At 41.3% G+C, this 12,336-nt stretch carries 11 protein-coding genes; 4 read left to right on the top strand and 7 right to left on the bottom strand.

Annotated elements, in window-relative coordinates; all coding sequences use genetic code 11:
* Positions 1 to 125 precede the first annotated feature (125 nt).
* The 3 genes from BM126_RS10285 to BM126_RS10275 all read right to left on the bottom strand — a co-directional run bounded on the left by BM126_RS10285 (position 126) and on the right by BM126_RS10275 (position 2,178).
* Complete coding sequence (locus tag BM126_RS10285) at positions 126 to 1,121, bottom strand: HD-GYP domain-containing protein (RefSeq protein ID WP_090989391.1); 996 nt, start codon at positions 1,119 to 1,121, stop codon at positions 126 to 128.
* 90 nt (positions 1,122 to 1,211) lie between these two features.
* A complete protein-coding gene (locus BM126_RS10280) occupies positions 1,212 to 1,397 on the bottom strand; it encodes a zinc-finger domain-containing protein (protein WP_090989434.1) in 186 nt (61 codons plus the stop codon).
* Between the two features lie 127 nt (positions 1,398 to 1,524).
* Complete coding sequence (locus BM126_RS10275) at positions 1,525 to 2,178, bottom strand: reverse transcriptase-like protein (RefSeq protein ID WP_071353400.1); 654 nt, start codon at positions 2,176 to 2,178, stop codon at positions 1,525 to 1,527.
* A gap of 296 nt (positions 2,179 to 2,474) precedes the next feature.
* Here BM126_RS10275 and BM126_RS10270 point away from each other — a divergent pair, with 296 nt between their 5' ends.
* Together BM126_RS10270 and BM126_RS10265 are read left to right on the top strand one after the other, a co-directional pair.
* Entirely contained in the window at positions 2,475 to 2,873 is a 399-nt protein-coding gene (locus tag BM126_RS10270) for a reverse transcriptase-like protein (protein WP_090989390.1), read from the top strand.
* Positions 2,874 to 3,776, top strand: a complete 903-nt coding sequence (locus tag BM126_RS10265; protein ID WP_090989389.1) for a DMT family transporter — start codon at positions 2,874 to 2,876, stop codon at positions 3,774 to 3,776.
* Between the two features lie 887 nt (positions 3,777 to 4,663).
* On the opposite strand, the gene BM126_RS10260 is transcribed toward BM126_RS10265, so the two are convergent.
* On the bottom strand, positions 4,664 to 4,960 hold the full coding sequence (locus tag BM126_RS10260) for a DUF6123 family protein (RefSeq protein WP_071351255.1): 297 nt from the start codon (positions 4,958 to 4,960) through the stop codon (positions 4,664 to 4,666).
* 99 nt (positions 4,961 to 5,059) lie between these two features.
* Here BM126_RS10260 and BM126_RS21905 point away from each other — a divergent pair, with 99 nt between their 5' ends.
* Positions 5,060 to 5,194, top strand: a complete 135-nt coding sequence (locus BM126_RS21905) for a small, acid-soluble spore protein L (protein ID WP_139194342.1) — start codon at positions 5,060 to 5,062, stop codon at positions 5,192 to 5,194.
* A 184-nt stretch (positions 5,195 to 5,378) separates the two neighbouring features.
* On the opposite strand, the gene BM126_RS10255 is transcribed toward BM126_RS21905, so the two are convergent.
* Entirely contained in the window at positions 5,379 to 6,245 is an 867-nt protein-coding gene (locus BM126_RS10255) for a 5'-3' exonuclease (RefSeq protein WP_090989433.1), read from the bottom strand.
* A gap of 100 nt (positions 6,246 to 6,345) precedes the next feature.
* Complete coding sequence (locus BM126_RS10250; RefSeq protein WP_371261436.1) at positions 6,346 to 7,167, bottom strand: sulfurtransferase; 822 nt, start codon at positions 7,165 to 7,167, stop codon at positions 6,346 to 6,348.
* A 308-nt stretch (positions 7,168 to 7,475) separates the two neighbouring features.
* Between BM126_RS10250 and BM126_RS22340 the strand changes: the two genes are divergently transcribed.
* The gene (locus tag BM126_RS22340; RefSeq protein ID WP_177201387.1) at positions 7,476 to 7,664 is read left to right on the top strand and encodes a hypothetical protein; all 189 of its coding nucleotides are present in this window, start codon (positions 7,476 to 7,478) and stop codon (positions 7,662 to 7,664) included.
* Positions 7,665 to 8,500: 836 nt separating this feature from the next.
* On the opposite strand, the gene BM126_RS10240 is transcribed toward BM126_RS22340, so the two are convergent.
* Positions 8,501 to 12,187, bottom strand: a complete 3,687-nt coding sequence (locus tag BM126_RS10240; RefSeq protein WP_090989386.1) for a dynamin family protein — start codon at positions 12,185 to 12,187, stop codon at positions 8,501 to 8,503.
* Between the last annotated feature and the right edge of the window lie 149 nt (positions 12,188 to 12,336).

The following is a 12,336-nucleotide window of genomic DNA, read 5'->3' as shown; positions in this document are numbered from 1 at the left end:
ATTTGATTTGATTATAACGGGTTTATTGCAAAAGAACACAAAAAACCCGAATAAGGGACTTTTTTATAAGTGTCCATTATTCGGGTTACAGTTCAGTTTGCCGGATTCTGGCTTTTCTTTAGGCATTATTCACTCAGTACCCTTTCAATCTTAATTTCCCTCTCCTTATTCAGGTCAATGATTTCTTCGCCGGATTTTACCAGGGAATGAATGGGATCATAAGGATTGATCATAATAATCTGCCCCTGGATCTTATTGCTTAGCATGACTTGCTTTCCTACAAGAGATTCCATGATTTTATTCAAAAATACAAGGAGGATGGACGGATCGAACTTACCGAACGCATCCTCATTCATTTGCCTGATAACATGATAAAAAGGAATGGCTTCATGATATACACGGTCAGAAGACATCGCATGAAACACATCAGCCACTGCAACGATCTTGGCAAAATAGTTTGTATTTTTTCCTTTTAGCCGGAATGGATACCCTTCCCCGTTTTCCCTTTCATGGTGCGATAAAGCCGTAAGAGGTATCGATGGCGGGAGTTCTGGGACCTTTTTAAGCAGCTCATACCCGTAGACGGTATGAAGCTTTACTTCTTCGTATTCTTTTTCGGAAAGTTTGCCTGGTTTATGAAGGATATGGCTTTTAATCTTGGTTTTACCGATATCATGCAGGGTAGAAGCAAGCGTAAGTTCTGTCAGTGCTTCTCCTGTTAGTCCCAGCCATTTTCCAATATAGGTTGAAATGATGCCTACACAAATATTATGCCTGTAAGTGTATTCATCCTTCTCCAGCATCTCCTTGAAAAGGTAATAAATATGCGGAATTTCTGCTGCTTTAGTAATGGTAGGAATGATGGCATGGTTTATTTCCTGCAGAGGAACAGTTTCTGTACGCTGTACATAATGAAAAATTTCACTGATCTGCTTTGAAGCTGTTTCAATTTCCATTGATATTTCTGCAATTTTCTCTTTCACATTTCTTTTATCCATTTTAGTATCCAATAATGGATCATACCTGTACTCTTTATTTTTCTTAAGCTGCAGAATCATTGTATCAATATCCGGTATAGTAAGAGGCGGATTCATTCGGTTAAATTCGGATGCCATCTTCATTCCCAACCCTTTTCCATATAATTCTCTTTTTTTACAATAATAACAAATTTTATTATTTATTGTAAGGAAAATTAAAGGAAGCTGTACAGATTAAAGATTATTTTTCAGCCTGCTTCCTGCCTTTTGAAGTTGTTCTCCTACCGTGCATTGTGAAATGCAGAATTTATGGGCATAGCCCCTGCCTTTATCTTTTCTGAACTGTTTATATACAAAACAATCCTTGCAGTATGAAACAAGGATTTCATCCACATCGTCAAACACTTTTTTTCTATCCATACCGCTTCTCCTTTTTATTTTAGGCTCTGTTTTGCATGCTGATTTTAAAGCGCTCATATTCGCGCTTCACACCTTTCCTTCTGCTCCATGATACAATCAGCTTTTACTTTGCTTTAACAGAGCCATATTATAAAGCTAGCCTGGAACTAATGCTCTCTCCTTTAAGTGCAAGAGTTGCAAGTTTATCAGCCTCATGATTTTCTTTTCTTGGAATATGTTCATACTCTGGCTTAATGCCGAGCTTGTTTAATTTATCTTCAATTCTGTCAAACCACTTGCCTATAACATCATCAAAGCAAGGCCATTCTCCTTTTAGCTGATTGATTACTACCTGGGAGTCCCCTTTAATGGTGCACTTCTGATGGTGCACACCAAGCTCCTCAAGCATGTTAACGGCTTCCATCAGCGCTGCCGATTCGGCTTCATTGTTGGATTGCAGTTCATGAAAAAGACGGTTTGAACGGAGCCTCATTTCTTTTTTTCCTTGTGTATAATATATCACCACACCGATTCCGGATAACCCATTCTCTTTTTGAAATCCTCCATCAAAATAAACCGTCGCATCCTGCGGCTCTGCGGCTGTTTCTTCAAGAAGCTTTGTAAGTTCTTTCCTGGTCCATACCGTCCCGATTTCATCCTGGAACTCGATATGCTTCAGCCTGCCGGATTTTTCAAGATCCATCGCGATTATTAAAGCCTGCTTTGCATCCACCCAGTCTGAAGTAAATGTGGCGGATGGCTTTTTTGCCGCACCGTAAGTCCATTGCATAATGACCTTCATGATTTTTCATCTCCATTTCCCTTTATGGATGAAATGCCCGTTTTGGAATGTGATTCCTCTAAAGCCGGATTTATAAACTTTTTATATTTTATCCACATTTTGCAGATTAAAGTCTATAATTTACATGTGGAACTGCAATCCTCTTATGGAGCTGTTTTTAATGGCATGTAAGTTTACCATAACTGGCAAAACGCAGCTACGGATGATTCACTTTATTTTCTCATAGTTATATGGATTCTTTCCAACAATATAATCAAAAAAGAAGGCTTACTAGTGGATTAAGGAAGGAGAAAAGCATGATAGAAGTATACATAGACGGAGCAAGCGCTGGCAACCCGGGCCCAAGCGGCGCCGGAATCTTTATAAATAATAACGGAACAATTGAAAGGCATGCCATTCCGCTTGGCGAAATGGAAAATCACGAGGCAGAGTACCATGCACTTATAGAGGGCTTAAAAATCTGCTGTTCAAATGGATACCGCACTGTTTCGTTCCGGACTGATTCGCAACTAATTAACAGCGCGATGGAAAAGGAATTTGCAAAAAACAAACGATATGCGCCACTGCTGGAGGAAGCTTTGAAATTTACCAGGGAGCTGGATTTATTTTTTATAAAATGGATACCAAGCATAGAAAATAAATCTGCTGATGAACTTGCAAGAAGAGCCATCCGCCTTAATCCGAGGGATAGTTAAATGAATAAAAACACGCTTGCAGATATGGTCTTATTATTTGTTGTGCTTGTTTGGGGCGCCACTTTTGTTATGGTCCAAAACGCCATTTCTTTTTTGGATCCTTTCACTTTTAACAGCATCCGTTTTTTTGCGGCTTTTATCATCCTCCTAATAAGCTATCTTGCGCTGTATAGAAAACGGCCTGCAGTCTGGACAAAATCATTATTCTTCTCAGGCAGCAAAATAGGCATCTGGCTTTTTTTAGGTTACGCATTGCAAACATATGGCCTGCTTTATACAACACCATCAAAAGCAGGGTTTCTTACAGGGCTTAGCGTTATCATGGTGCCGGTATTTTCTCTTTTGCTGCTAAAGCAAAGGCTCTCCAGAAATACAGTTATCGGTGCTGTTTCAGCCGCAGCAGGGCTATATTTAATGACCGCTTCAGGACAATCATCCTTTAATGCTGGAGATTTCCTGGTTTTTCTCTGTGCAGTAAGCTTCGCCATGCAAATCATTGCGACAGCCAAATATGCCAGACTTCATCCGGCGCTTCCGCTAACAATGATACAAGTATTAACAACGGCGTTTCTGTCAGCGCTATCCAGCCTGATGTTTAAAGGATCATCACATGCCTTAAATCCGGCTATTTTCTTAAAAACAGAGGTATGGACGGCATTGATGGTTTGCGCGATACTTGCCACTGCATTTGCTTTTTTTGCACAGACATATTTCCAGGCCTATACATCTCCAACTCGTGTGGCACTTATCTTTGCCATGGAACCAGTCTTTGCAGCAGCCACATCCTTCATTGTGACAGGAGAAAAGTTAACCGTCATTTCCCTTCTTGGCTGCATCCTTATCCTGCTGGGAATGGTCGCTGCAGAACTCCCTGCCAAAACCCCAGCCTCAAAAGCGGTATGAAAAACAGAAGCACCTTATGAGCTCAGCTTTTTGAAGCAAATAGAACATAGGAATTTGGTAAGGCGGCCTTTGTATTCTGAAGCCTAAGCATCTTTTAAGGATCGAGGCTAAATACTCTCCATCCTGCAGGACTCAGCAAACTAGGCGCTGACGCTGGATTATAACCAAGCCACTGAAAAATTCTTTAAAGGATAGACTTTGCTAACCGGTTGATTTCCACTCCAGGATGCTCCGCTTTCCGCGGGGCGTGCGGTGAGCCTCCTCGACGCTGGCGTCTGCGGGGTCTCACCTGACTCGCTGATCCCGCAGGAGTCTCCGCACCTTCTGTTCCAATCAACCTAGTGATATTGCGTAAAATATTTACCTAATGTTTGGAAATTCAAGACCCTCACTATGGCTTTAGTTTTATAATAGAGAGTCATTTATTCAAATAATTGGTTCTAATGATGCGAATATTACCTCAACGTGCAAAAGTTAATGGGTAGTGCGGGTAATTGACCTCGTAGACTTAACTTTTGTTTTGAAGAGCTTAAGGATAAGGATAAGTATTAACATAAAAGCAATTAATCTCAATTGCATGTTCAAATAACTATTATTCAAAACGATTTAAATCGTAGAACGTTCCTAATTCGATATGTTCTTTAAATATACCTCAAGATGGCTTCAGAAGAGAAAGTCCTAGTTCCGAGCTCCCTGATCAATTTCCGTAAACTGAGGTAGCAAAAAATAATGAAGCTGGCGGTCTAAAAACAGGGTAAAAAAGGAATGATGATATGAAAAGCGGACTTATCCCAAAAAATGGAATAAGTCCGCTTTTTTGCAGGCAGATCTGCCAACAGATTCAAAAATCAGCATTTTTTTATGGTCTATTGGGGCATATGGATTTTTTAGGCCAGCAGGCCGCACTTTCTCGCATAACTTTCGGCAGCTGCACGACTATGTATTTTCTGCTGCTTCAGATTTTCCAGGAGTGATATATAAAAACTTCCATCAAATGTTTTTTGGGCTTTCAGGGTTACTTCAATCGCTGCATTCACCAGAAAATCTTCTGCATTGGTATACCGCTTGCCGAAGTAAATAAAGCCGATTGCATCCTCGCCAAATGCAAAACCTTTAGCTTCGAGAAATTTCACATATTCTTCAACTGACTTTTCCACAGGCTCATCCTCTCTGCGACTTTCCATTTTCATCCTACATCTTACCCTATTTCCTTTGATTTGACTATCCGTAATTCGACATAAGCTGCAAAGGTTATGGAAATCATATTGCTGGGAGGTGTAATGATGAGCAAACACAGTAATCGCGGTGCCAAAGCATTCAGCGGTGTCAGCCCGCAAGGAAATAATATTGAAGATGGCAGGGATAACAGCCCTAAGTCAAAGCTAGAACAGGCACAAAAGAAAATAAATAAAAAATAGCGAATCATTTTTGGAATGACCAGCCTGGCTCAACAAAGAGGAAATCCCGGCCTTCCGCAGAAAATATGCGAAAGAAACAATTATTGGCAGGATTAAAATAAAACCGTTCCTGATGGTGACTGCCCCAAAAAGTCAGAATGAAATATCTGACTTTCGGGGGTCGGTACCTTAGGGAACGGTTTTATTAAAGCAGGCGATGCAGTCCTTTAAATTCATGATGCTGGGCCATATATTTTACTTTTTCCCTGTCATATTGAAAGGCAGCTTCTTCCAATGAACATGAAACGGGGACATCACATTTGATTTCTGCAAGCTGTCTTGAAAGATGGAGCATATCAACCGCACTTTCAATCTTGGCTTTCTGTGTTTTAGTCAGGGAATCCAGGTTTTCTAGTATTCCTTCAATGCTTCCAAATTGGATAAGCAGTTTTAATGCGGTTTTTTCGCCAATGCCCTTTACACCCGGATAATTATCGGCTGTATCTCCCATTAGCGCTTTTAAGTCAATCATCTGGCTTGGAGTAATTCCCTTCCATTCATAAAAGGTATCAGGATTGTGCACTTCATAATTGCCAAACCCCTTCTTTAATAGAATGACAGAGATATTATTTTCAATCAGCTGAAGCATGTCCTGATCTCCTGTGAGAATGGACACGGAAGAAGCTGTGCTGGATGCTTTGGCAATGGTTCCAATGCAATCATCCGCTTCAAAACCCGGGAGCCCGATATTAGGAATATCAAAAGCTTCCACAGCTTCCTTAACGAGGTCAAACTGCGGAACCATTTCAATAGGGGCGCTTGAGCGATTGGCTTTATATCCTTCAAAGAGCTCATTGCGGAACGTGGCACTGCCCATGTCCCAGCATACAGCCATATGAGTGGGAGAGAAGTAGTTAACTGCTGTAAGCATATGCTTTAAAAAACCCTGAACCGCATTTGTCGGCATGCCCTTTGAATTAATCATAAACTGTCCTGTAGCTGCAGTGGCATAAAATGCTCTAAATAAAAGAGCCATCCCGTCTACCAGCAAAAAGGATGGCATCTGTTTCATACTGTTTGTATCCAAAAAAATCACCTCTAAAATTAAATACTATATCATGATTATACCATATTTCATGTATGTATTTAAGCGGTACTCAGTGCCAATCTGCTTATTCGCTGCCGCATTCAACTGGATTATCTTCATAAGATATCCAATCGCTGTAGCTGCCGGTGTATATCTTCACATTTTCAAATCCCACTTCCTTTAAAGCAATAAAATTGGCTGCAGCTGTAACACCAGATCCGCAGTACACAATAATTTGCTTTTTGGAATCATAGCTCCGGAACCTGTCTCTCTGTTGATCGGGCTCAAGATATTTTCCGTCTTCAAGGGAGTGTGTCCAGACTTCGTTCAATGCTCCTGGTATTCTTCCAGCTTTTTTATCAATCGGCTCTTCTATTCCTAGAAAACGCCTTTCTTCACGGGAATCAAGCAATATAACATCCTCTCTTGCCTTCCCTGCTATTTCTTTCACCTCTTCATAGCTTGCAGCAATTTCATGGTTCAAATGAATACTATAGACAGATTTTCCGTAAACGGGGATGTTTGTTTCTGCAGGCTGTCCTTTTGCTCTCCATTCCCGGTAGCCTCCGTTTAACAGATATACTTCCTTATGCCCTAAATATAAAAGGATATAAACGAAACGGGCTGCATACTGGCCATCTCCAGAATCATAGGCAATGATAGGAGTGCTATTGCTTATTCCGTACTCTTCAAGCTTATCCTTGACTGCCATTGGATCTGGAAGAGGATGCCTTCCTCCATGTTTTTTCACTCTTCCAGACAAATCCCGCTCAAGGTCAAAGTATACAGCTCCCGGTATATGATCTTTGTTATACTCCCCTATTCCAAAAGCAGGGTCGCCAAGCTTAAACCGGCAGTCGGCAAATCTTGCTTGTTTTTGCTCCATTAATTTAATCGCATCTGCTATTTTTATTACATATCCCAGCTCAATCTCCTCCTAAAATATTCTTGTACCTAGCAATTTTCCACATCAGCATGATCATTTCCTGCTGTTATTGTACATACTGCAAATTCACCTGATGAAATAACGCTATCATCAGCAATTTCCCCTTCTTCAAAATGGTTCTTTTTTATCAGTATTTTGCTTCATAGGAGATTGCCTCTATTTTAAGCTCTTTTCTTAAAGATTGTGGTTTATTAACTTTTGAAAGACTCCAGGCAGACCGAAGCAGAGGTTCTATTTACTTATAAAAGCTGGTTTATCCCTGGTTATTTATGGCTAAATACTTTACAGAAAGGGGTGAAAATATGACCAATTCAACTACTTTAGAGATTCAGTGTTCAGAATGCAAAACTTGGTTTCCTTCACCTGAGCCGATGGATGTTATGGAAGGAAATAGAGTAAGATGCCCTGAATGCCGAGAAATGATCAATGTTGATCACAATATAAGAAAAACGGATTAAAAAATAAGGGCACTTTTCTTATAGAAAGTGGTTTTTTAATATGTTCTCTGAAGCGTCCCCGTTATTGAACCTGGTTGATTAGATTGTAAGGTGAGGGACTCCAGCGGGATTAACGGGAAGGTGAGACCCCGCAAGCGCAGATGGGGAGGCTCACCGCCTGCCCCGCGGGAAGCGAGCACCCAGGAAAATCAGCCCCATTATTCAAGCAAGTATACGAAAACAGCTAAACTAAATTAATTGGCCTTACAGACCATGGCCAGAGAAGAATATTAAAACGGTCTTCAGCGCCTTTCCCTTTTACTAGAACGGAAAAGCGCTTTTTTACACTAATGTTATCGGCCAAAATGGTTTTTTTGTGTTTTGTTTTAATTATTCAAAATGTATGAAGTGTTTGCCCCTTTTTTCATTCTTAAAGATTGTTGTTTCTAAAATCGTTCTCGAGGCAATTCCATTGTTATAGCATGTTGATTGGAGCGGAAGGTGCGGAGACTCCTGCGGGATCAGCGTGACAGGTGAGACCCCGCAGACGCAAGTCGAGGAGGCTCAGCGCACGCCCCGCGGAAAGCGAAGCATCCTGGAGCGGAAATCAACCCCTAGTTCCATAGCAACAAAGTTTGCGAACACAGCCTTCATTAAAAACGGAAGTGACTTTGTAAGCTGTTTCTATGTTATGGATTGGTCTTACTTAATAGCTTCTTTTAGCCTTATCTTTCATTACGGCTGCAAAAAAACGGCTGCAGTTTCGGCAGCCATCAAAAAGTAAAGATTCATCGTTTATTTCATGCTAAAAATCTAATAACTGTCTTTTCAGTGTTGCTTGATTTTTTGTACAGGAATTAAGAAAGCATACTCTGAATATTTTCAATCTTAAATTCGTATTGAATGATATCTACTTTTTCTTCTAAAGCAGCAAGCAAGCCCGTAAATATTTCCTTTAGTTCTTTTTGGCACTCCATATATAGTGCTTCAAGTTCAGTATTCAAAGTCCTTGAAAACTCAGTGAAAATCCTCTCAGATTGTTCTTTTGCATATGCCTCAGAAGGTGCATCCAAAGCCTTCATAAGCGCGTCATTCATCTTCACTTTTTCATTTTTTTCAAAAAAGGACTTTGTATTTTTAAAGAGGGCAAGCTCTTTTTTAAAATGCTGCACATCCAGATCTAAAAAGGCAGGCAAGAATTCAGCTGTTGCCTGTTTAGCTGGCTCATATGTCTGAAGCTGCAAACCGGGACGTATTTTCTCAAGCTGCTGCTCCAGTGACATTTGCCTTTCTTTCACCAGCTTCACCATGTAATTTTCTGTCCGCAATGCCGTTGCACGCATTTCCTGGGCCAGATCAAATCCAAGATCCTTAAGCAGCCCCTTTAAAGCATTTTTTAAAACCAGCTTATGATCCTGGCCATCATCTTTAATAACAGCAGGATTAAAGGACTCCTTGAAGAAACTGCTGAATCTTAAGAAAACGCGCTGCCTGCTGTAATATACAAGCTCTTCAATTTCCTTTCTCAGCTTTTCAATCTCTGTCACTCCCTGATTCGCCAAGAATAAGCGGTCTATTGCTTTCCATTGGCCAGCAAGTGCATCAGCGGCAGCTTTTTTAGCGTTGTGGTCCTGCTTCGAGGCTTTTACTACTTCCCGAAGAAGAAGAACAGCCCTGTTTAAGGCATTTTTTGCTGATTCGATGGCTAGGCCTGACAGCTCATTTTCGATAAAATCATTAAATAGCGCCTGAAAATGTTTGATCCCGCTGTCTGGAAGAAATGTATGAGAAAATGGTTCTTTTCCCAGTTTTTCTTTCAAGGCTCCTTTGCTCGAAACAGGCATAAGCTTTGGAAACCGTATGCCAAATCCGTTCAGCTCACCGCGTACATATTCCAGAACATCCTCCAGTTCTTCCTTTTCTGCAGCAAGATCTGCGGCATTGACAAGAAAAAACATCTTATCCATGGCAAACGATTCTTTCACGCGGCCCAGCTGTATAAGAAATTCCCTGTCAGCCTTGGAAAATGGATGATTATAATAGGTGATAAATAATATCGCATCAGAATTTTTAATATATTCGAAAGCGGCTCCTGTGTGCCTGGCATTGATAGAATCAGCTCCGGGAGTATCAACAAGGACAATCCCCTGCTTCGTCAGCCCGCAGTCATAGTAAAGCTCTATCATGTCAACAAGGCAGGACTTTTCCTCCCTTGCAGCAAATTCCCTGAATCCTGCAAGATCTACAAAAAGAATCTGTCCCAGCACTTCCCGATTTTCCTGATAGCCTTCGCAAAAAGCCTTTAGGAAAGACAGCTGCGTTTTCCCCTTTTCCGCCTGATCGGAACCTCTCACAATTTCTTTAGAAGAATGATAGGCTTCCTCCAGTGTTTTCGGATAATGGTTAAAAACAGATAATGCCAGCTTCACATCCTCCAAAAGCATAACAGGAGTTTTAAGCCGGACAGAGGCCGTGCCATGCTTATGCTCATGATCAGAAGCCATGATTTTGCTGATGGCTGCGGTTGTCGGATTAGGAGACACAGGCAAAACGCTTTCACCCATCAAGGCATTGGCAAATGATGACTTGCCTGCACTGAAAGCCCCGAAAAGCGCCACTGTAAACGTTTGTGCCTCCATACGTGATGCTTTTTCAGTTAACTCCCTATATAGCGATTGAAAGCCCTTTAAGGATTGGATGGACTGTGCTGCAGCTTTCAGTTTCTTTGACATGCTGTCCAGTTTTTCCTTGCCGCTCATGCTCTCTGCTGGATGCACCGGATGCTGGAGTTCTCTCCTCTTGTTTTCAGCCGGCGGCGCTGTTATCACGCTCTGCTTTATTTCACTGCTCCCCTCATTATTCACTTTAATAGACTCTTTCTCTTTTCTCAGCCATTCCTCAACGAGCAGCTCCGGGCTGCCGGAATTACCCGGTTCCGTTCTTCCATCAAGTATGCTCATCAGCACGTCTTCCTGCTCTGCTAACTTTGTGCTGATACCCGAAGCACTTTGGATGGCTTTCTCAAAATCTTTGTGATTTTCCAGTTCAGCTTCAATTTCCCTGGTCCTTCCGGCAATCCTTTCTTCAGTAACCTCCAGCAGCTTCTCCATAAATTGATCTGCACCGTGTTTAGCTTCTTTTTTTATGGCAGCTGCCACCCCGCTTGTATAATTCAGCACATATTCCCCGGTAATGTGTACCTGTGATTTGGTCAAGGAAGCAAGCATATCCTCCGTAACATCAATATGGATTTTTTGAGCGGCCTCTTCAAGTTCCCCATTATGAATATGATTTTCCCTTAGTGTTTTGGAGGCAAGCTCTTTCAAGTGCCATTCCAGCTGGGTTTTTGTTTTCTCTTTTAAATCGGACAGAAAACGCTGAAGCCTAAGTTCTCTTTCTGCCTCCGTTTTTTTCCTGGAAAACAAAAGGCCCATTTTGAAGTCAGGCATGGAGGATTCCAGATATTTCTCCGCAAGCTCCCTCGTCCAGGACGGCATGATATATGCATTATTCAGCAGGGTATCCAGGCTGTCTGAAAAGGATTTCTCCAGTTGTTCCTTTTCAGTGCGTAATTCTTCCATTTCTCTGTAAAGACCCGTAAGGCGGTTTAGGAGATTTTCCTTTGCTCCTTCATCCAGTTCATCGAGCTTTGTAAGGCTTTCTGACTGTTCAGCCTCGAGCTTTTCTTTAAGCCATGTTTGGTGATGTGCAATCAGCCTTTTTGCAGCCTGCATATTAGCAGGTGCTCCTTTAGAGTTTTTCTTGGCCTGTTCAAATAAGAATGTCTGCATCTTCCCGATTTCATTTTCCGGGTTCTCCATATCTCTGACTGAAGTAAAGAAAATACCATCAGGATATACGTTCCAATTTGCAAATGCCTCGATAACAGAGCTTTTAAAGCTGCTGAAGCTTAACTCCTTTTCATCATGCTTATCGATTTGGTTAACGATCAGGTAAACAGGCTTTCCGCCATCAATTAATTCTTTGGTGAACAGGAAATTCACCTCTGATTGGACATGATTATAATCCATCACATAAAAAACCATATCAGCAAGATGCAGGGCAGATTCTGTCGAAACCCTATGTGCATCATCAGTAGAATCAATTCCCGGAGTATCCATAAAGGCACAGGTTTCCGGAAGAGGGAACCTTGGGGAACTGATTGTAATGGATTCGATGATGTCTCCATTTTTCGCATAATTTTTTATTGTTTTAATGTCATATGGAGCGGGAAAAAGGACCGGCTCTTCATTTTTAAAGCGGACAAGCGCAAAATCCTCCCCTTTTTGGACTTTAACTGTATTGGCACTTGTAGGTATAGGACTGGAAGGCAGTATCTGATCCTTCAGGAGATAATTAATCATCGTTGATTTGCCCGCCGAAAAGTGGCCGCAAAAGGCAATCGTAAATTCCCCTCTATACATCTTAATCAAAAGCTGCTTCATTTTTTCAGCCTGTGAAAAGTCGCCTGCCTCTTCAAACATTTCATATAGTGCAGACAAAACCGGCAATGGAGCATTAATCTTCGTCGATATTTCGGTCATGACCTATTCCCCTTAATTGAATATCTTTATTTTTACTAACATTGTAAACGATTTTACACGTCTTTCCTATATTATAATTGCATGTTGCTTAAAACGTTTGTTTAACGCTTACAAATGCAGTCACGCAAAATTCATCTAGCGCCTGCCTG

Source organism: Bacillus sp. OV322, assembly GCF_900112495.1.
GTDB lineage: Bacteria > Bacillota > Bacilli > Bacillales > DSM-1321 > Peribacillus.
Note: the sequence above shows the minus strand (reverse complement) of the source record. Positions and strands in the feature narration are given on the sequence as shown.